General features: G+C 25.5%; 17 protein-coding genes, 4 tRNA genes and 1 pseudogene. 14 read left to right on the forward strand and 8 right to left on the reverse strand.

Annotated features, from left to right (window positions below; genetic code table 11):
• Positions 1–355: 355 nt before the first annotated feature.
• Complete coding sequence (locus DD681_RS00005) at positions 356–991, forward strand: YfgM family protein (RefSeq protein WP_158340996.1); 636 nt, start codon at positions 356–358, stop codon at positions 989–991.
• 32 nt (positions 992–1,023) lie between these two features.
• Complete coding sequence (gene der, locus DD681_RS00010) at positions 1,024–2,388, forward strand: ribosome biogenesis GTPase Der (protein WP_158340997.1); 1,365 nt, start codon at positions 1,024–1,026, stop codon at positions 2,386–2,388.
• Here the strand turns inward: der and fdx are convergent.
• From fdx to DD681_RS00035, 5 genes are all read right to left on the reverse strand, one after another.
• Positions 2,385–2,717: an ISC system 2Fe-2S type ferredoxin gene (fdx, locus tag DD681_RS00015; RefSeq protein WP_158341529.1), complete on the reverse strand. Its 333-nt coding sequence runs from the start codon at positions 2,715–2,717 to the stop codon at positions 2,385–2,387. The two genes, der and fdx, sit on opposite strands and share 4 nt — an antisense overlap.
• Positions 2,718–2,768: 51 nt before the next feature.
• Positions 2,769–4,262: a Fe-S protein assembly chaperone HscA gene (gene hscA / locus DD681_RS00020; protein ID WP_158340998.1), complete on the reverse strand. Its 1,494-nt coding sequence runs from the start codon at positions 4,260–4,262 to the stop codon at positions 2,769–2,771.
• Positions 4,263–4,277: 15 nt separating this feature from the next.
• Complete coding sequence (gene hscB, locus DD681_RS00025; RefSeq protein ID WP_158340999.1) at positions 4,278–4,793, reverse strand: Fe-S protein assembly co-chaperone HscB; 516 nt, start codon at positions 4,791–4,793, stop codon at positions 4,278–4,280.
• A gap of 115 nt (positions 4,794–4,908) precedes the next feature.
• On the reverse strand, positions 4,909–5,295 hold the full coding sequence (gene iscU / locus DD681_RS00030; protein ID WP_158341000.1) for a Fe-S cluster assembly scaffold IscU: 387 nt from the start codon (positions 5,293–5,295) through the stop codon (positions 4,909–4,911).
• A gap of 31 nt (positions 5,296–5,326) precedes the next feature.
• Positions 5,327–6,541 carry an IscS subfamily cysteine desulfurase gene (locus DD681_RS00035; RefSeq protein ID WP_158341001.1) on the reverse strand — a complete coding sequence of 405 codons (1,215 nt, stop codon included), beginning with the start codon at positions 6,539–6,541 and terminating at the stop codon, positions 5,327–5,329.
• 149 nt (positions 6,542–6,690) lie between these two features.
• Here DD681_RS00035 and DD681_RS00040 point away from each other — a divergent pair.
• The 9 genes from DD681_RS00040 to DD681_RS00080 all read left to right on the forward strand — a co-directional run bounded on the left by DD681_RS00040 (position 6,691) and on the right by DD681_RS00080 (position 14,712).
• A tRNA-Trp gene (locus DD681_RS00040) sits at positions 6,691–6,767 on the forward strand.
• 187 nt (positions 6,768–6,954) lie between these two features.
• Entirely contained in the window at positions 6,955–8,805 is a 1,851-nt protein-coding gene (gene ilvD, locus DD681_RS00045) for a dihydroxy-acid dehydratase (RefSeq protein WP_158341002.1), read from the forward strand.
• A 44-nt stretch (positions 8,806–8,849) separates the two neighbouring features.
• The gene (ilvC, locus tag DD681_RS00050) at positions 8,850–10,322 is read left to right on the forward strand and encodes a ketol-acid reductoisomerase (RefSeq protein ID WP_158341003.1); all 1,473 of its coding nucleotides are present in this window, start codon (positions 8,850–8,852) and stop codon (positions 10,320–10,322) included.
• 11 nt (positions 10,323–10,333) lie between these two features.
• On the forward strand, positions 10,334–12,364 hold the full coding sequence (locus DD681_RS00055; RefSeq protein WP_261788354.1) for a UvrD-helicase domain-containing protein: 2,031 nt from the start codon (positions 10,334–10,336) through the stop codon (positions 12,362–12,364).
• A 167-nt stretch (positions 12,365–12,531) separates the two neighbouring features.
• Positions 12,532–12,867, forward strand: coding sequence for a thioredoxin TrxA (gene trxA / locus DD681_RS00060; RefSeq protein WP_158341004.1), 336 nt, complete (start codon positions 12,532–12,534; stop codon positions 12,865–12,867).
• Between the two features lie 144 nt (positions 12,868–13,011).
• Entirely contained in the window at positions 13,012–14,271 is a 1,260-nt protein-coding gene (gene rho / locus DD681_RS00065; protein ID WP_158341005.1) for a transcription termination factor Rho, read from the forward strand.
• A gap of 160 nt (positions 14,272–14,431) precedes the next feature.
• Positions 14,432–14,505, forward strand: a tRNA-Arg gene (locus tag DD681_RS00070).
• 45 nt (positions 14,506–14,550) lie between these two features.
• Positions 14,551–14,626, forward strand: a tRNA-His gene (locus DD681_RS00075).
• 9 nt (positions 14,627–14,635) lie between these two features.
• Positions 14,636–14,712 (forward strand) — tRNA-Pro (locus tag DD681_RS00080).
• Positions 14,713–14,725: 13 nt separating this feature from the next.
• Here the strand turns inward: DD681_RS00080 and DD681_RS03195 are convergent.
• From DD681_RS03195 to cyaY, 3 genes and pseudogenes are all read right to left on the reverse strand, one after another.
• Positions 14,726–15,474: pseudogene (locus DD681_RS03195) on the reverse strand (uroporphyrinogen-III synthase).
• Positions 15,471–16,415 (reverse strand): hydroxymethylbilane synthase, encoded by a 945-nt coding sequence (hemC, locus tag DD681_RS00095; RefSeq protein WP_158341008.1) that lies wholly within the window; start codon positions 16,413–16,415, stop codon positions 15,471–15,473. Before hemC ends, DD681_RS03195 begins: the two are co-directional and overlap by 4 nt.
• A gap of 56 nt (positions 16,416–16,471) precedes the next feature.
• Positions 16,472–16,822 carry an iron donor protein CyaY gene (cyaY, locus tag DD681_RS00100; protein WP_158341009.1) on the reverse strand — a complete coding sequence of 117 codons (351 nt, stop codon included), beginning with the start codon at positions 16,820–16,822 and terminating at the stop codon, positions 16,472–16,474.
• Positions 16,823–16,949: 127 nt separating this feature from the next.
• Here cyaY and dapF point away from each other — a divergent pair, with 127 nt between their 5' ends.
• From dapF to DD681_RS00115, 3 genes are all read left to right on the forward strand, one after another.
• The gene (dapF, locus tag DD681_RS00105) at positions 16,950–17,804 is read left to right on the forward strand and encodes a diaminopimelate epimerase (RefSeq protein WP_158341010.1); all 855 of its coding nucleotides are present in this window, start codon (positions 16,950–16,952) and stop codon (positions 17,802–17,804) included.
• 90 nt (positions 17,805–17,894) lie between these two features.
• Positions 17,895–19,013, forward strand: coding sequence for an MFS transporter (locus tag DD681_RS00110; protein ID WP_261788355.1), 1,119 nt, complete (start codon positions 17,895–17,897; stop codon positions 19,011–19,013).
• Positions 19,014–19,112: 99 nt separating this feature from the next.
• On the forward strand, positions 19,113–20,582 hold the full coding sequence (locus tag DD681_RS00115; RefSeq protein WP_158341012.1) for an inorganic phosphate transporter: 1,470 nt from the start codon (positions 19,113–19,115) through the stop codon (positions 20,580–20,582).
• Positions 20,583–20,615: the final 33 nt, after the last annotated feature.

Below are 20,615 nucleotides of genomic sequence, written 5' to 3' on the forward strand. Positions count from 1 at the left end.
ATAAAAGATAAAAGATAAAAGATAAAAGATAAAAGATAAAAGATAAAAGATAAAAGATAAAAGATAAAAGATAAAAGATAAAAGATAATAATAATTATTATTATTATTAGGAAACATAAAATCTGTGGATAACTCACATTTAATGTTGATAATTCAAGTACTTATTAAATTAATTAACTGTGCACAATTCATGTTTTTTATATTAATAACTTTTATATATGTTATTATTTTTTTAAAATAAACAAAAAAAAATAAAAAATATTGCTTTCAATGCAACAAAAAATTAAATTTATAATAATATTTAAGTTAAATTTATACAATAAAACTAAAAATTTAAACAAAAGGACTATTTAAGATGCATTTAATTCAATCTAACCAAATAAAAAAAAATATTTCAATTAAAAAAATTATTTTCCTCATTATATTATTTTTAATAATATTTTGTTTCTTTTGGTTTAAAAACCATATTAATAAAAATAGTTTAAATATAGAAAAAAAAATTGATATGAAATATTTAAAATACGAAGAAATACAACAAAAAATAAATCAGAAAAATATTAAAAATTTTAATGAAGCAGAACAATTTATATTAGATAACAAAAATATTTATGGCACTTTAGCATCATTTTCTTTAGCTAAAAAATACATTTTAAATAATAACTTAGATAAAGCTTTAGACCAATTAAATAACAGTTTAAAATACACTAAAGAAGAAAACTTAAAAAACATTTTAAACTTAAGAATTGCTAAAATTCAGATTCAAAAAAAACAAAATAAAGATGCAATAAAAACTTTGGAAAAAATTAATAATAAAAATTGGATAAGTATAGTAGAAAATTTAAAAGGAGATATTTTTATAGAAAAAAAAGACATACAGAAAGCTATAAAATCATGGGAAAAAAGTAAAAAATTTGAAAAGTCTGATGCATTTAAAGAATTAGTTAAAATGAAAATTAATCATGCAAAGCAAATAAATGCAAATGCATCTTAATTAAAATAATACAATCAAAAGAGTTAAAATAAATGCTACCTATCATCGCTTTAATAGGACGTACTAATGTTGGAAAATCCACTTTATTTAACGTCTTAACGCAAAAAAGAAACGCATTAGTAAACAATCAACCTAATCTTACTAGAGATCGAAATTACAGTTCATTTTATCTAAAAAAAAATAAAATAACTATAATTGATACTGCAGGATTTGATTTTGAATTAGAAAAGATAAAAAAAGAAACATACAAACAAACATTAATTGCAATTAAAGAATGTGATTTAATTTTATTTCTTGTAAGTGCACGTGATGGGGTTATGGCGCAAGAATATGAAATATCAAAAGAAATTAGAAAATATGAAAAAAAAATTATCCTAATTATTAATAAAATAGACGGAGTAAAAGATATATCTAAAATAAATGAATTTTACTCCTTAGGATTTATAGAAAACGCAAAAATTTCTGCAAGTAATAACCAAGGAATTAATACTCTTATTAAAAAATACTTAACTCCTTGGATTCAATCAAAATTTGATCCTAAAAAATTAAAAAAAAATAGTCAAATACATCCAAAAATCCCAAAAAAAATAATAAAAATTTCATGTATAGGAAAACCGAATGTTGGCAAATCTACTTTAATTAATTCTATTTTAAAACAAGAAAGATTAATTACCTCTCATATTCCTGGTACAACATTGGATAGTATACCAATATCTATTGATCATAATAAAAAAAACTATACTTTTATAGATACTGCTGGAATTTCTAAAAAAAGACATTCTAAAAATAAAATAGAGAAAATTTCTATAATTAAAACACTAAAAAATATTGAAAAAACCAATATCTCTCTATTAATAATAGATGCAACATTAAAAATATCTAATCAAGATTTAACATTAGCAAATATAATAGAAAAATGTGGAAAACCTGTAATCATAGTAATAAACAAATGGGATTTAATAAATAAATTAGAAAAAAAAATATTAAAAAAATTAATAAGAAAACAGTTAGAAAATCATATTTTTTCTGAAATACATTTTATATCAGCATTGCATAAAATAGGATTATCAAAAATATTTAAATCTATAAATAAAATTTTCCAAAAATCTCAAAAAAAAATTGCTACTTCATTACTTGTAAAAACTATGTATTCAGCAATTCAAAGGCATCGACCTCCCATTATACATGGACGCCGAATAAAACTAAAATATGCCCATTTAGGAAGCTCTAATCCATTTAAGATTATTGTACATGGAAACCAAGTAAAATATTTATCATTATCTTATAAAAAATATTTAAAAAAATATTTTTATAACGCACTTAATATGAATGGAATACCTATACAAATAGAATTTAAAGAAACAAAAAATCCCTATATTTTTAAAAAAAATAATTAATTTCCAGTATAATTTGCATTATATAAAGGTATCTCTACTTCAATGTCATCATCGCCAATAATAGCTTGGCAACTTAATCGACTTGTAGATTCTAAGCCCCAAGCTTTATCTAAAACATCATCTTCTTTTTCAGACCAGCCTGAAAGAGAATGAAAACCTTTTCTAATAACGCAATGGCAAGTACTGCAAGCACAAGATTTTTCACATGCATGTTCTAATAAAATATTATTATTTAATGCAACATTTAAAATTGTTTCACCTTTTTTACATTCACAAATTGCACCTTTAGGCAAAATAAGTTTATGCGGTAAAAATAAAATTTTAGGCATCATTTAATCTCAGTTAATTTTATAAGTTTTAATATAAAGATATATAGTATTTTATATACTAAAAATATTGTTATCAATTTGAATTTTTTTTTCTTTTTGAGTATACTTTTCTGAAGCTGTTATATTAATTAATCCGTCTGTATCAATTTCAAATGTAACTAAAATACGAATTTTTCCAGCTTTTTGAGGTGGAATACCTTTTAATACAAAACGTGATAAAGAAATACAATCCTGAACAAGTTCTTGCTCTCCTTGCAATACATGAATTAAAATAGCAGTTTGATTATCTTTAAAAGTTGTAAATTCTTTTGTTTTCGAAATTGGTATAGATGTATTTTTAAAAATAATTTTTTCTACTACACCGCCCATAACTTCAATACCTAATGATAAAGGAACAACATCTAATAATAACGTTTTTTTATAATAACTATTTTGCATAAGCATATTAGCGTGAATAGCAGCGCCTATTGCAACTACTTGATCTGGATTAATAGTTGTTAATAAAGGTTTATTAAAAAATTTTTGAACTTCTTCGTAAACTATAGGAATACGCGTAGATCCTCCGACCATAATAACTTCTTGAATACTTTCTTTTTTTAAATCAATTTCTTTTAAAATATTAGAACAAATAAGCAATGTTTTTTGAACTAAATGTAGGGTAATTGCATTAAATTCATCACGATGAATTGTTTCATGATAATCAAAAAAATCTATTTTTACTTTCTCGCATTGACTTAGTTTTATTTTAATTTCTTTTGATTTTTGAAGTAATAACGATTGAAAAAATTTATCATTTTCATTAGACAAATTTAATTTCTTAGAAATGTATTTTAATAAACATAAATCAAAATCATCGCCTCCTAAATTTGCATCCCCACTCGTTGCTAAAACTTCAAAAACACCTTGATTTAATTTTAATATAGATACATCGAAAGTCCCTCCTCCTAAATCATATACAATTATTATCCCCTGTTTTTTCTCCTGTAGACCATATGCAATAGCAGCAGATGTAGGTTCGTTTAATAATCTAATCAATTTCATTTGCGCTAATATTGCGGCTTTTTTAATTGATTCTCTTTGGATATTATTAAAATATGCAGGTACTGTAATAACAGTTGATCGAATTTCTTGATCATATGCATAACATGCTCTCCTTCTTAAATATTCTAATATTTTACTCACAATATCAATAGGAGTGAAAATACCAGCATTAGTATGAAAAAAAATACCTCCATCTTCACTTCTATGTATAATATAAGGTAAATTAGGAAATTGTTTTTCAATAAAATTAATAGAACGTCCAATTAAACGTTTTACTGAAATAATTGTATTTGTTGGATCTTCAATAATTTTTTTTTCAGCTTCTGCTCCAATCAAAAATTTATCTTTATTAAAGTATATAACTGAAGGCAATAAATAACATTTATTTTCATCTTTTAATAAAGTTATACGTCTATTTCTTATTGAAGATACAAGGGAATATGTTGTTCCAAAATCAATACCTAAAACTAATTTATTATCAAATTTTTCTTTCAAAGAAATCATTTAGAAAATCCTAATTTATCTGTATAAAATAATATTGTTAGTTTTTAAACGAGTTTGCATATTTTTAAAAAAACGCAATTTAATAACTGCTTGAATAAATTTGTCCCAATTTTTTTTATTAAATTCTACCTCAATAATATCTTCGTAACTTTTTATTTTTTTTTGTATTTTTTTTAAATAAATTTTAATTTTTTCTTTATCTACGGTATTTTTAGTTAAAAAATCTAATTCTTCATAAAAAGAAAAATATTTTTTTAAAAAATCTTGATTATAAAATGATATTTTTTCTTGGCTAATCTTTAAACCATTTAAAGAAAGAAGATACAATGCTCTACTTAATGAATCTTTTAAAGTTGTATAACCTTGATTAATTTTTATAGATTTTTTAAGAACTATTTTTTTTTCGTGTTCAGATTTACTGATAAATAAATCAGGATGAAATTTTAATTGTAATTTGTAAAAGTTTTGAGTAAGCAATTCTTTATCAATTTTAAATTTTTTTTTTAAATTAAATAATGAAAAGTAATCCATAAATCACCTAAATCTTAAATCATATAAATCTAATTAAATTTAATCTTATAAAGTTTAAGTAAAAAAAGTATTAAATGTTGAAAGAAATTATTCTTTCAACATAATTTTAAAAAAATTAACTATTATTTTTTTTATTTTTATAATTCTCTACTGCTGCTTTAATTGCATCCTCTGCTAAGATGGAACAATGAATTTTTACTGGTGGTAATTCTAATTCCTCTGCTATGCTAGTATTTTTAATTTCTTGTGCTTCTGTAATAGATTTTCCTTTTATCCATTCTGTTACCAGTGAACTAGAAGCTATTGCAGAACCGCAACCATAAGTTTTAAAACACGCATCTTCAATAATTCCTTCATCATTAACTTTAATTTGTAATTTCATTACATCACCACACGCTGGCGCACCTACTAATCCACTACCTACATTTGTATCAGAATTAGAAAAAGAACCAACGTTCCGAGGATTTTCATAATGATCCATAACTTTTTTACTATATGCCATTTTAATTACCTATATAAAATTTTGTTACATTTTAATTATGATCCCACTCTATACTATTTAAATCAACTCCTGATTTAAACATTTCCCATAATGGTGAAAGTTCGCGCAATTTATGAATAGATTTATGAACTAAAGAAATAGTATGATTGATTTCTTCTTCAGTAGTAAATCTTCCAATAGAAAATCGAATGGAACTATGCGCTAGTTCGTCTTTGATACCAAGAGCTCTTAAAACATAAGAAGGTTCTAAACTAGAAGATGTACAAGCTGAACCAGAAGAAATTGCTAAATCCTTTAATGCCATAATTAAAGATTCGCCTTCGACGTAATTAAAGCTCACATTTAAAATATGAGGTGCACCTTGTTGTAAATCACTATTTAAATAAACTTCTTCAATATTTTTAATTCCATTCCAAAGAATATTTTTTAAATGATTTAAATAAATAAAATCATCCTTTATTTTTTTCTTAGCTATTTTACATGATTCTCCCATACCGACAATTTGATGAACAGGCAAAGTGCCCGAACGCATACCTCTTTCGTGTCCACCGCCGTGTAACAAGGCTGATAAACGAACGCGTGGTTTTCTACGAACATATAAACCACCAATACCTTTAGGTCCATATATTTTATGAGCTGAAAATGACATCAAATCTATGGAAGAATGTTTTAAATTAATAGGAATTTTTCCGACACTTTGCGTAGCGTCTACGTGAAAAAAAATATCATTAGATCGACAAATTTTAGATATATTGTTAATATCTTGTATAATTCCAGTCTCATTATTTACATGCATGATAGAAATTAAGATAGTATTTTTTTTTATATTTTTCTTTAAATCGCTTAAATCAATAATTCCATTATTTTTAGGTGTAAGATAAGTAATTGAAAAACCTACACTTTCTAAATATCTACAAGTATCTAATACAGATTTGTGTTCTGTTTTACTTGTGATGATATGATTACCCTTTTTTTTATGAAAATAAGCAATACCTTTAATTGCTAAATTATTCGCTTCAGTAGCACCAGATGTGAATACAATTTCACGAGAATCTGCACCAATTAATTCGGATATTTCATTTCGTGCAATATCAACCGCTTCTTCAGCTTCCCAACCAAATTTATGGGATCGAGAAGCTGAATTTCCAAAAATTCCATCTATTGTTAAATAATTCATCATTTTTTTTGCAACTTTTAATTCTACCGGAGTTGTTGCGGCATAATCTAAATAAATTGGAGTTTTCATACATTATTACCTTAAAAATTATAAAATTTTTTTTTGGCACAAATATTCTGATCTTTAGAAAAAATTTATTAAAAAATCAAAAAAAATATATAAAATACAAACTAGACTTTTTGTTTAATTAAGAATATAATTATTTTTAAAAATTCAATAGGGGTGTAGTTCAATTTGGTAGAGCATCGGTCTCCAAAACCGAAAGTTGTAGGTTCAAGTCCTTCCACCCCTGCCAATTAATTTCTTTCATTATATTTTTTTTAAAAATAATTATTTCAAAAAAATTGTTTTTTTAATAAACAATATCAATCGATTATTATATATTACACATTACACATATAAATCCTAGAATAAAAAATATAAAATTTCTATAAAATATTATAGCAATAAAGCTAATATTAATATTTTTTTGGAGCCAGAAAATGCCAAAGTATCGTTCTTTTACAACGACTCATGGAAGAAATATGTCAGGAGCTAGATCTTTATGGCGTGCTACAGGAATGAATGACGAAGATTTTAAAAAACCTATTATTGCCGTAGTTAATTCTTTTTCTCAGTTTGTACCAGGCCATATTCATTTGCAAGAAGTTGGAAAAATAATTTCAAAAACAATAAAAAAATCAGGTGGAGTTCCAAAAGAATTTAATACTATTGCAATAGATGATGGAATAGCAATGGGGCACTCAGGAATGCTTTATTCTTTGCCTTCGCGTGAATTAATTGCTGACTCAATAGAATATGTAGTCAATGCTCATTGCGCCGATGCGATGATTTGTATTTCTAATTGTGATAAAATAACTCCAGCTATGTTAATGGCATCATTGCGCTTAAATATACCATCGGTTTTCGTATCAGGAGGACCAATGGAAGCTGGAAAAATTCAAGGTCAAAAAAAATTAAAAAAATTAGATTTAGTAGATGCAATTATTTATTCAGGAAATCCAAATAAATCAGATGCTTTTGTAAAAGAAATTGAAATGTCTGCGTGTCCTACGTGTGGTTCTTGCTCTGGAATGTTCACTGCTAATTCTATGAATTGCTTAGTAGAAGCAATGGGATTGGCTCTACCAGGAAACGGTACATTGCTTGCTACACATATTGATCGTAAAAAATTATTTGAAAAATCCGGAAAAATTATAGTAAAAATTACAAAAAATTACTATGAAAAAAACAATAAACAAGTGTTACCTCGATCTATAGCTAATAAAAAATCTTTTGAAAATGCAATGTCTTTAGATATTTCTATGGGAGGTTCTACCAATACTATTTTGCATCTATTAGCAGCAGCGCAAGAAGGAAATGTTCACTTTACAATGTCTGATATTAATAGTCTTTCTAAAAAAATTCCTCATATCTGCAGTGTGGCGCCAAGTAGTACTGTGTATCACGTTGAGGATGTACATCGTGCAGGTGGTGTAATGAGAATATTAGGCGAGTTAAATCGTTTTAATCTGCTCCATAAAACAACAAAAAATGTACTAGAATTAACTTTAGAGGAAACATTAAATAAATATGACATTCTAAGTACAAATGATCAAAATATAATAAAAATGTTTCATGCAGGACCAGGAGGTATACGTACAACTAAACCGTATTCTCAAGATTTTAGATGGAAAGAATTGGATAAAGATCGCGTTAACGGATGTATCAGATCTTGTAACAATGCGTACAATAAAAATGGTGGTTTATCTGTGCTATATGGAAATTTAGCAAAAAACGGTTGTATAATTAAAACAGCAAGTGTAAATCAAGAAAATTATATTTTTTCTGGTACTGCTAAAGTATATGAAAGTCAAGAAGAAGCGGTAACAGCTATCTTATCAAAAAAAATAATACCTGGAGATGTTGTAGTAATTCGATATGAAGGCCCAAAAGGGGGGCCAGGAATGCAAGAAATGTTATATCCTACAACATATTTAAAATCTATGAATTTAGATAAAAAATGCGCATTAATTACAGACGGTCGATTTTCCGGTGGAACTTCAGGGTTATCTATCGGTCATATTTCACCGGAAGCAGCAAATAAAGGTGTAATAGCTTTAGTTAAAAACGGTGATAATATTAAAATTGATCTTTATCAAAAAACTATTCACCTAAACATTACTGAAGAAGAATTAAATAACCGCATTTTAAATGAAAATTCAAAAGGTTTAAAAGCATATAAACCTAAAAATCGAAAAAGATATATTTCTTCAGCATTAAAATTTTACGCACATTTTGCTACTAGTGCTGATACAGGCGCAATAAGAAACAAAAAAAAACTTAATGTTTAAGAAAATTATTTCTTAAAATAATTTCAAAAATTAAGGATATCTAAATGAATTACTTTAATAGATTGTGTTTTCGTAAAAAAATTAATGAAATTAGACAATGTCGTTTTATGAAAAGAGATGAATTTAAAGATAAAAATAAAATCCTAAAAAATAAAAAAATAGTTATTATAGGATGTGGATCACAAGGTCTAAATCAAGGATTAAATATGAGAGATTCTGGATTAGATATCTCTTATGCTTTAAAAAAAAGTAGTATTTTAAAAAAAAATAAATCCTGGTCGAATGCTGTTGAAAACAATTTTGAAGTAAATGATTACGAATCATTGATACCAAAAGCTGATTTAGTAATTAATTTAACTCCAGATAAACAGCATGAAAATGTTGTAAAAGAATTGCAAAAATTAATGAAAAAAAACTCGTGTTTAGGTTATTCACATGGTTTTAACATTGTAGAATCTGGTGAAATTATACGAAAAGATATAACAGTAATAATGGTAGCACCGAAATGTCCGGGTACAGAAGTAAGAGAAGAATTTAAAAGAGGTTTTGGCGTTCCTACATTAATCGCTGTACATTCTGAAAATAATCCAAATAAAATAGGTTTAGAAATAGCAAAAGCTTGGGCTTATTCAACAGGAGGACATCGTGCAGGTGTATTAGAGTCTTCATTTGTAGCAGAAGTAAAATCAGATTTAATGGGCGAACAAACTATTTTATGCGGTATGTTACAAACAGCATCATTAATATGTTATGAAAAATTAATTGATGATAAAAATAATCCTTCTTATTCTTCTAAGTTAATACAATATGGTTGGGAAACTATAACAGAATCTATGAAACACGGAGGTATCACTTTAATGATGGATAGGCTTTCTAATACATCGAAAATACGAGCCTTTAAAATTTGCAATGAGGTCAAAAAAATATTAAAACCATTATTTAAAAAACATATGGATGATATTATTTCGGGTTATTTTTCCGAACAAATGATGAAAGATTGGTCTAATAATGATAAAAATTTATTAAACTGGCGTGAAGAAATAAAAAATACGGCTTTTGAAAAATCTTCTCATCATTCTGAAAAAATATCTGAACAAGAATATTACGATCATGGAACACTTATGGTAGCCTTATTAAAAGCTGGTGTTGAATTAGCTTTTGAAACTATGATAGAAGCAGGCATTATGCATGAATCAGCTTATTATGAATCATTACATGAATTACCGTTAATCGCTAATACAATTGCAAGAAAAAAATTATACGAAATGAATATGGTTATTTCTGATACTGCTGAATATGGTAGCTATCTTTTTACAAAATCTGCGTATCCTATTTTAAAGAAATTTATTACAACTATTGAAAAAAATAGTTTAGGTTCTTCGTTGTCTAAAAAATCATTAAATAATCTCGAATTATATCAAATCAACGAAAGTATCCGTAATCATCCTGTTGAAATTATTGGTCGTAAATTAAGAAATTATATGAAAGAAATGAAAGAAATTGCAGTAGCAAAATAATATACATATATATGCATATATATGTATCATCTGAAAAAATTAATTATTTCACTCATATCAAATCATTAAATTTAATTATGATGTCTCTTAACTTTGTACAGAAAAATGCTGTAAAATTTACTAGTGGCCCCTGTTTAATATTAGCAGGGGCTGGATCTGGAAAAACAAAAGTTATTATTAAAAAAATTATTTATTTAATACAAAAATGTCATTACAAACCTAAGAATATTATTGCAGTTACATTCACTAATAAAGCTGCTCATGAAATAAGAATGCGTCTTTTAAAACATTTGAATTCCTTGCAGATTAGAGATATTATTATTTCAACATTTCATTCTTTAGGATTAGAAATCATAAAAAAAGAAATTATCTATTTAAATTTTAATTTAAATTTTTCTATTTTTGATGAACAAGATCAAATAAATTTAATTAAAAAACTAATTAAAAAAAATATAAAAAATGATATATTTTTTTTAAAAAAATTAATTTTTATGATTTCATATTGGAAAAATAAATTTCTTACCCCACTGAAAGCTAGATCGTTAGCAAATTCTCATGAAGAAAAAAATTTTGCGGATTTGTATAAAAAATATACTACATATTTAAATGAATCGAATATATTAGATTTTGATGATTTAATTTGTATACCAACTCAATTATTAAAAAAAAATAAAACAATAAGAAATCGTTGGCAAAATAAAATTTTATATTTATTAGTAGACGAATATCAGGATACAAATAATAGCCAATACGAATTAATTAAAATACTGACTAATATGAATTCTAATTTTACATTAGTAGGAGATGATGATCAGTCAATATACTCATGGCGAGGAGCAAAGCCTCAAAACATATTTTTTTTGAAAAAAGATTTTCCTGCTTTAACAGTTATAAAAATGGAGCAAAACTATCGTTCTTATGGAAGGATACTTAAGGCTGCAAATAAATTAATCTCTAATAATTCACATTATTTTAAAAAAAATTTATTTTCTACTTTAAAATACGGCAATAAAATAAAAATTATTATCGCAGAAAATGAAGAAATGGAAGCAGAAAAAATAGCAAAAAAAATAATATATCAAAATTTTTTTAAAAAAATACCATATGAAGATCATGCTATATTATATCGAGGAAAACATCAATCTCAAATTCTTGAAAAAATATTTTTAAAAAAAAATATTCCGTATGTAATTTCTAATTATACATCATTTTTTTCTCGTCCTGAAATTAGAATTTTATTAAATTACTTGCGCGTAATTACTAATCCAAATGATAATTATGCATTTTTAAAAATTATTAATACTCCACATCGCGGTATAGGATTAGTAACATTAAATAAATTAGAACAATGGTCCATTCAAAACAAAAAAAATCTTTTTGAAGCTAGTAAAAATATAAAAATAAAAGAAATATTTTCAATCAAAACTTTTAAAAAAATAGAAACTTTTATTTCTTGGATACAAAAAAAAATTGAAACTTCATATTTAAATCCATCTATTTTATTAAGTGAAATTATTACAGATACTAAGTACATATCATGGTTATCTAAAACGTTAAAAGAACCCAAAAGAATTCAATTAAGCGTTGATAATATTAAAATATTATCAAATTGGTTAAAAGAAATGTTGAAAGGAAACGATTGTGATAAACCTTTAACTTTATTGCAAATTATGAAAAAAATAAAATTACAAAATATTGCAGATCATAAAATAAAAAATAATAACTTAAATCAAGTTAAGCTAATGACTTTGCATGCATCTAAAGGATTAGAGTTTCCTTCAGTGTTTATCATTGGAATGAATGAAGGTATATTACCTAATATAAAAAGTATTAATAATAATGATATCGAAGAAGAAAGAAGATTAACTTACGTTGGAATGACAAGGGCAAAAAAACAATTGTTTTTTACACTATGTCAAAAAAGAATTCAATATGGACAAATAATTAATACAGTACCTAGCAGATTTTTATTTGAGTTACCTGAAGAAGATATTGAATGGGATCAAAAATACATTCAAGATAAAAATTCCTACTTTTTTTAAAAAAATATAAAAAATAAAATTTTTTTAAAAACATTAAATATTTAACCTATTAAAATTATTTAATTTTAGTTTAAATAAATTCTTAAAAATGATATTATAATGTTTTAATTTAAATAAATCTAAATTTTGTTTATTTCAATTTCTTTTCACGTGAGTAAAATAATAAAATGAATAAAATAATTGAACTAACTGATCAAAATTTTGAAGAGAAAGTCTTGAAATCAAAAGGTTTTATATTAGTTGATTTTTGGGCAGAATGGTGTAATCCATGTAAAATATTAGCTCCTATTTTAGAGGAAATAGCAGATGAATATTGCGATAAAATAGTTATTGGAAAAATAAATATTGAAAAATATCCGAAAACAGCTCCCAAATATTCTGTAAGAGGTATTCCTACGTTATTACTATTTCATGATAGTGAAGTTCTTGCTACTAAAGTTGGGGCTTTATCTAAATTACAGCTTAAAGAGTTTTTAGATGAAAGCATGCAATTTATTTCATAAATTTACAAAATACTTAATTAATTTTTAAAAATAAATTAAATTTAATTTTATGAAAATTTTTTTTAACAAACATAAAAATTTTATAAATTATGTTTAACTATATCATTTCAAGATTTACCCCGATTTTACTAAGAACCCACCATTATGAATCTTACCGCACTTAAAAATATGACAGTTTCTGAATTAATTACTCTTGGTGAAAAAATGGGGTTGGAAAATTTAGCGCGTATGCGTAAACAAGATATTATTTTTGCCATCCTTAAACAGCATTCAAAAAGTGGAGAAGATATATTTGGAGATGGTGTATTAGAAATATTACAAGATGGATTTGGTTTTTTACGTTCTGCTGATAGTTCTTATTTAGCTGGTCCTGATGATATATATGTTTCTCCAAGTCAAATTCGTAGATTTAATTTGCGCACTGGAGATACTATTTCTGGAAAAATAAGACCCCCTAAAGAAGGTGAAAGATATTTCGCTCTACTAAAAGTTAATAAAGTTAATTATGACAAACCTGAAAATGCAAGAAGTAAAATTTTATTTGAGAACTTAACACCTTTGCATGCAAATTCTAGATTAAGAATGGAACGTGGTAATGGTTCTACTGAGGATTTAACAGCAAGAGTATTAGATTTAGCATCACCTATTGGACGAGGGCAAAGAGGTTTAATTGTAGCACCCCCTAAAGCTGGAAAAACTATATTACTCCAAAATATTGCACAAAGTATAGCATATAACCATCCAGACTGTGTATTGATGGTACTATTAATTGATGAAAGACCTGAAGAAGTAACAGAAATGCAAAGATTAGTAAAAGGAGAAGTGGTTGCTTCTACTTTTGATGAGCCCGCATCAAGACATGTTCAAGTTGCTGAAATGGTTATTGAAAAAGCAAAACGATTAGTAGAGCATAAAAAAGACGTAATTATATTATTAGATTCTATCACTCGTTTGGCACGTGCTTATAACACTGTAGTTCCTGCTTCTGGAAAGGTTTTAACAGGAGGTGTAGATGCAAATGCATTACATAGGCCTAAAAGATTTTTCGGGGCAGCTCGCAATGTTGAAGAAGGAGGTAGTTTAACAATTATTGCTACCGCGTTAGTAGATACTGGCTCAAAAATGGATGAAGTAATTTATGAAGAATTTAAAGGAACAGGTAATATGGAGCTTCCTTTATCAAGAAAGATAGCAGAAAAACGTGTTTTTCCAGCTATCGATTATAATAGATCAGGAACGAGAAAAGAAGAATTATTAACTCTTCCAGATGAACTTCAAAAAATGTGGATTTTAAGAAAAATTATTCATCCTATGAGTGAAATAGATGCTATGGAATTTTTGTTAAATAAATTGTCTATGACTAAAACTAATGATGAATTTTTTGATATGATGAAACGTTCATAAAATATGAAAATTTTTATATTAAATAATGACTATTTTAATATTTAATTAAAAAAATATTGACTAAAATTTAATATAAATAAATTTTTACTCTTTAAAATATAAAAAAAGCTGGACAATACAAATTATTAATCATAAAATTTAAATTGTTTTTTATTATAAAGCGCTCGTAGCTCATTTGGATAGAGCACTACTTTCCGAAAGTAGAGGTATCAGGTTCAAATCCTGTCGAGCGCAATATTTGAAAACATAAAATTTTTTTAAATATAAAAAATAATTTTGGTGGCTATAGCTCAGTTGGTAGAGTGCTGGATTGTGATTCCAGTGGTCATGGGTTCAAATCCCATTAGCCACCCCAAATAAAAAACGGCGAATAGCGCAGCTTGGTAGCGCAACTGGTTTGGGACCAGTAGGTCAGAGGTTCAAATCCTCTTTCGCCGACCAAAAATTAATTTATTTATGTTTTTTGGCAAATTTTTTTTAAAATAGATTGATTATTAGCATAGTTACAAGTAACTATATCTTTCCATCCTATTTTTTCAGCGATGTTTCTTAATCTTTTTCCCACAACAAAAATTTTACATTTAAACAACCATACATTTTTATCAATGTCAGAAATATTGTTGCTTAATTTTTTTAAAATTTCCGCACTAGTTACTATCAATGTATTAATTTTATAAGAGCGCCATTTTTTAATCTCATTATTTTGATTAAAATCTTTAAAAATTTTTTTATAGCATTCAATTACAGATATATTAAAACCTTTTTTTTTAGGCTATTCCTTACTAGTTGCCTACCTTTTTCTCCTTGTAATAAAGTAATTTTAGAATTATTAAGATCAATGTTTTCTAAAAGTTTTAAAAGATTTTCACTATTCTCTATATTTAAAGGAGTAAAAATTTTTTTTTTAATGTATTTATATAAAAATAATGCTGTGCTATTTCCAATAGCATAATATTCTGGATAAGAAGGCCATTGCAAGTTATTCTTTTTAAGAAATAAATTAGTATAATAAATAGATTTTTTAGAAAATACTATAATTACATCCGATGTGTATAATTCGTAAAATTTTTTTGACAAACTTTTTTTACTGATACTTGGAAAAAATTCAAATAAAGAAAAATGCCATGCCGGTATACCTATATTATTGAGGCTATATGTTAACTTTTCTCCTTCAGGCGAAGGTCTTGTAATTAGTATTTTCATATATAAAATGATTTTTTTACATTAATGTTATTGAGAATTTTTTTTGCTCCATAACGAATTAATTCATTTGCAAGAGAATATCCCATTTGCTTGGCAGTACTATAACAACCAAATCTTTCTCCTCTTAATATTATTTTTCCGTCAGGTGATCCAATTAAACCTCTTAACCAAATTCTATTTTTTCTAAGAATAGCATAACTTCCTACAGGAATTTGACATCCTGATTCTATTTTTTTACAAAAAGCTCTTTCTGCATTGATTTCTATAAAAGTATTAATATCATTTAAATGTGATAAAAAAAATATTATTTTTTTATCATGCAGCCTCGACTGTATTCCAATAGCTCCTTGTCCAGATGAGGGTAATGATAATTCTGCAGGTATGATTTGAGAAATTCTATGTTTTAATCGCAATCTATTTAATCCTTCTGTTGCTAAAATAATTGCGTCATATTTTCCTTCATCTAGTTTGGCGATTCTTGTTTCTACATTACCTCTTAAAGGCAAAATTACTAAATCTGGTCGATGAGTAATTAATTGACATTGTCTTCTAAGGCTAGATGTACCAATTATTGCTCCTTTTGGTAAATGATTAATTGATTCGTAGTTATTAGAAACTAATGAATCTAAAGCATTGCCTCTTTTACATATACTAATTAAACGTAGTTCTTTCGTAATACGCACCGGGAGATCTTTCATCGAATGAACAGCAATATCTGCTTTATTATCAAGAAGAGCAAACTCTAATTCTTTTATAAATAATCCCTTCCCTCCTATTTTAGATAGCGATTTATTTAAAATATTATCACCGTGTGTCACAATAGGTACTAATATTATTTTTAAATTTGGATATAACGATAATATTTTTTTTTGTACATATTTAGTTTGAGCTAGAGCTAATGGACTTCTTCTTGTGGCAATTCTTAATGTATTATTTAACATATTATATTTGTTATTAATATAGAAATATTTTTATATAAAAATAATTATTGTATATTTTAAGCATTATAAAAAATTAAATTTTTTTCTAATTGCATAGAGCAAGAATTTTGAAATACTTTCCAAAAATTTTCGTTACTGCGATTGCAAATCCATTCATTATTTTTATAACTAAAATGATATGCGTTTATTTTAGTAGCTAACCAGACTTGTTGTAAAAATTCTTGTTTGTTAACTATAATTATACTTTTGTTAGGAAAAGTAATAGTTATAACATAATCTTGTATTTCATAATCAATATCAAACTTATCAAGATATAAATTTAAATTATTTTCTATTTTTAGAAATAGTTCATTTATTAAGTTATAAAAGTTATTATTTTTTTTGTTTAAATTTATTTTTTTTGTCATAATAATATTCCTTGAATAAAAAATTAAAGTATTCATAATCAATTTTGTAAAATACTAAAAATATCATAAAAAATTTCATTTTTTATTTAAAAAGGTTTTCTCAAATAAAAAAATAATAGGAAAAGCAATGTTTTTAAGAAATAAAAATAAAAAAAAAATAAAGTTTTCTAAAATGCATGGTTTAGGTAATGATTTTATGGTTGTTGAATTAATTAATCAAGATTTCATTTTTTCTCCAGATATAATTAAAAAATTATCGCATCGAAATACTGGTATAGGTTTTGATCAACTATTATTAGTTGAAAAATCGTATAATATTGAATTTGATTTTCATTATCGTATTTTTAATTCTAATGGTAGTGAAGTAGAACAGTGTGGTAATGGTGCACGTTGCATAGGTTTGTTTCTTTTATTAAAAGGATTAACAAATAAAAAAAAAGTTATTGTTTCCACTAAAAAAAATAATATAATCATTAATTTTTTATCTAATAATTTAATTCAAGTAAATATGGGTCAACCAAATTTTAAAATAGATCAAATATCTACTTTAAATAAAAAAACATGCAATGATTTTTCAACTAAACTTCTTAATAAAAGTTTATTATGTAATTTGGTATCTATAGGAAATCCGCATTGTATTATTCAAGTACAATCTATAAAATATGCTCCAGTAAAAAAGATAGCTCGAAAAATAGAAAAAAGTTTAATTTTTCCTAAAGGAATAAATGTAAGTTTTATGGAAATTATAAATAAAAATCATATAAAACTACGTGTTCATGAACGTGATGTTGGCGAAACGCAATCTTGTGGTAGCGGAGCATGTGCAGCAGTTGCAGTAGGTATTGCGAAAAATTTACTTTCTAATAACGTAAAAGTTAATTTATTAGGTGGAAGTTTGACTATTAATTGGAAAGGTTTTCAAAAACCGCTCTATATGACTGGATCAGCTAATCATGTTTTTGATGGTTATATATATATCTAATAAATAATTTTTTATTAAAACATATTTAGTATTGGAAAAAAAAATGTTATTAAAAAAAAAAATATAAACAAAATTATTTTATCTCTTTTTTTGGGCGGTTTTTCTAGTTTTTCTATTTTATACTGCGTTCAATCTATTTTGCCAATTTTTTCTAAAGAATTTTTATTGAGTGCTACAGAAAGTAGTTTATCTTTATCCGCTACAACAGCAACTATGGCGATCGGAGCATTATTTACTGGTTCATTATCAGACGTTATTGGTAGAAAATTAATTATGTCTCTATCTTTAATAGTTGCGGCTATTCTTACAATTATATGCTCTATGCTACATAGTTGGACAACTATTATTATAATTCGCTCTTTTATAGGACTGGCATTAAGTGGTGTAGTAGCAGTTGGTATGACTTATATTGTTGAGGAAGTAGAAAAAAAATATTTATCTTTTTGTATTGGGTTATACATCAGTGGAAATACTATAGGTGGCTTTGTTGGGAGATTATTAAGTAGTATTTTATCAGAATATTTTTCTTGGAATGTGTCTCTTGCAATAATTGGATTTTTTTCTTTGTTTTCATCTTTTTTATTTTGTTATTTTTTACCATCATCAAAAAATTTTTATCCTATATCAATAAATTATAAAAAATTTTTTAAAAGTTTTTATATCCATTTAAAAAATCCAATATTATACACTCTTTTTATAATAGGATTTTTATTGATGGGTAGTTTTATTACTGTATTTAATTATATTAGTTATCGATTAATATTAGATCCCTTTTTTTTATCACAGTCTACAATAGGATTATTATCTGCCATTTATTTAACTGGAGTATATAGTTCACCTAAGGCTGGTGCATTAGCAAATAAATTTAATCGTAGTAATATCTTAATAATATCATTATTAATAATGATTTTTGGAATATTATTAACTCAATACGATTATTTTTTAATAATTGTTTTAGGTTTAATGTTATTTTCTAGTAGTTTTTTTGCAGCACATTCAATTGCAAGCAGTTGGGTAAGTTCTTGTGTAAAAACTGATAAAGTACAAGCTACTTCATTGTATTTATTTTTTTATTATTTAGGATCTAGTATATTTGGTACACTTGGTGGTTTCTTTTGGTTTTATTCAAGATGGTTTGGAATTTCTATTTTTATTATAGTTGTTCTATGTTTTGGAATATTATTATCCTTAAAATTAAAAAGGTTTTAAATTGAATATTTATAAATAAATTTTATATTTTTCTTTCCTCAAACATAGTTTCTCACAGATAATAAGCTTAGTTCAATTCATCAAAATGGCTTAAAGATTATGCTATATTTACTTTTTTATTCTGATTTGAATCATAGTTTATTTATTTTATTAGCATTATTTTTTGTTATACTTTATGAAGCTATTAATGGTTTTCATGATACCGCAAATGCTGTTTCGACTTTAATTTATACTCGTGCAATGTCTGCAAATCATGCGGTTATAATGTCTGGTATATTTAATTTTTTAGGGGTTTTTTTAGGAGGATTAACAGTTGCGTATGCTATCGTTCACTTGCTGCCAAATGATTTACTATTAAATTCTAATTCAAAAAATGCATTAGCCATGGTTTTCTCGATGTTATTCGCAGCAATACTATGGAATTTATCTACTTGGTATTTTTGTTTACCTGCGTCAAGCTCACATTCTTTAATTGGTGCGATTATTGGTATCGGTCTAACTAATTCCATGATTACTGGTACTTCTTGGGTTAACGCATTAAATATACCTAAAATGACAAATGTTTTATTATCTCTTATTTGCTCTCCAATTGTTGGATTAATAACATCTGGAATTTTAATTTTTTTACTGCGATTTTTTTTAAAAAACTCCAATCGATTTTATCAAATTCATATGACTCCATTAGAAAGAGAAAAAAGGGATGAAAAAAAACGCCCCCCGCTTTTAATTAGAATTTCCTTAATTTTGTCATCTATTGGAGTGAGCTATGCACATGGTGCAAACGATGGTCAAAAAGGCATTGGTTTAATTATGCTTGTATTAATCGGAATTGCACCATCTAGTTTTTTAATCAATCTAAATGCTTCTAAAGAACAAATTGTTTGCACTAGAAATACAATAAACATATTGCATAAATATTTTTCTAAAAATTATATAACAATCAACCATAGTAGTTATCAAAATAAATTTAAAAAATTAACAGTTAATTATTATTTTGATAATACAATCAAAAATATTCAAAGTGCTAAATTTTTATTAAAAAATGTATATAATTATAATAATTTAAATATACAAAATAGAAATAGTTTACGTCACCTTTTACTGTTTATTTCAGATGATATTGATAAAATAATAACTTCTACAAATATCACTGATCAAGAAAGATTTTTTTTAGAAAAAAATAAAAAAAATTTACTTAAAACAGTTGAATACGCCCCTACATGGATAATATTAATTATTGCGCTGTCTTTATCTTTAGGTACTATGATTGGTTGGAAACGTATAGTTATAACTATTGGTGAAAAAATTGGAAAAAAAAGAATGACGTATGCTCAAGCTATGTCTGCTCAAATAACTGCTTCTTTTTCTATTGGAATCGCGAGTTACACAGGTATTCCTGTATCTACAACACATATTTTATCATCATCTGTAGCTGGAAGTATGTTAGCTGATGGTTCTGGAATTCAAATAAGTACTATAAAAAATATTATGTTGGCTTGGTTATTGACTCTTCCTGTTTCAATGTTATTATCTAGTTCTTTATATTGGATTTCTTTAAAATTAATATAAAATTTTTATAATATTAACCTAATTTTTTTATAG

The organism is Buchnera aphidicola (Melanaphis sacchari), from assembly GCF_003096055.1.
In the GTDB taxonomy this organism is placed as follows: Bacteria; Pseudomonadota; Gammaproteobacteria; order Enterobacterales; family Enterobacteriaceae; genus Buchnera; species Buchnera aphidicola_P.

Excerpts from the sequence above, each read along its gene's own strand:
- DD681_RS00005 (WP_158340996.1), top strand. The coding sequence starts at position 356 with ATGCATTTAATTCAATCTAACCAAATAAAAAAAAATATTTCAATTAAA.
- der (WP_158340997.1), top strand. The coding sequence starts at position 1,024 with ATGCTACCTATCATCGCTTTAATAGGACGTACTAATGTTGGAAAATCC.
- fdx (WP_158341529.1), bottom strand. The coding sequence starts at position 2,717 with ATGCCTAAAATTTTATTTTTACCGCATAAACTTATTTTGCCTAAAGGT.
- hscA (WP_158340998.1), bottom strand. The coding sequence starts at position 4,262 with ATGATTTCTTTGAAAGAAAAATTTGATAATAAATTAGTTTTAGGTATT.
- hscB (WP_158340999.1), bottom strand. The coding sequence starts at position 4,793 with ATGGATTACTTTTCATTATTTAATTTAAAAAAAAAATTTAAAATTGAT.
- iscU (WP_158341000.1), bottom strand. The coding sequence starts at position 5,295 with ATGGCATATAGTAAAAAAGTTATGGATCATTATGAAAATCCTCGGAAC.
- DD681_RS00035 (WP_158341001.1), bottom strand. The coding sequence starts at position 6,541 with ATGAAAACTCCAATTTATTTAGATTATGCCGCAACAACTCCGGTAGAA.
- ilvD (WP_158341002.1), top strand. The coding sequence starts at position 6,955 with ATGCCAAAGTATCGTTCTTTTACAACGACTCATGGAAGAAATATGTCA.
- ilvC (WP_158341003.1), top strand. The coding sequence starts at position 8,850 with ATGAATTACTTTAATAGATTGTGTTTTCGTAAAAAAATTAATGAAATT.
- DD681_RS00055 (WP_261788354.1), top strand. The coding sequence starts at position 10,334 with ATGCATATATATGTATCATCTGAAAAAATTAATTATTTCACTCATATC.
- trxA (WP_158341004.1), top strand. The coding sequence starts at position 12,532 with ATGAATAAAATAATTGAACTAACTGATCAAAATTTTGAAGAGAAAGTC.
- rho (WP_158341005.1), top strand. The coding sequence starts at position 13,012 with ATGAATCTTACCGCACTTAAAAATATGACAGTTTCTGAATTAATTACT.
- hemC (WP_158341008.1), bottom strand. The coding sequence starts at position 16,415 with ATGTTAAATAATACATTAAGAATTGCCACAAGAAGAAGTCCATTAGCT.
- cyaY (WP_158341009.1), bottom strand. The coding sequence starts at position 16,822 with ATGACAAAAAAAATAAATTTAAACAAAAAAAATAATAACTTTTATAAC.
- dapF (WP_158341010.1), top strand. The coding sequence starts at position 16,950 with ATGTTTTTAAGAAATAAAAATAAAAAAAAAATAAAGTTTTCTAAAATG.
- DD681_RS00115 (WP_158341012.1), top strand. The coding sequence starts at position 19,113 with ATGCTATATTTACTTTTTTATTCTGATTTGAATCATAGTTTATTTATT.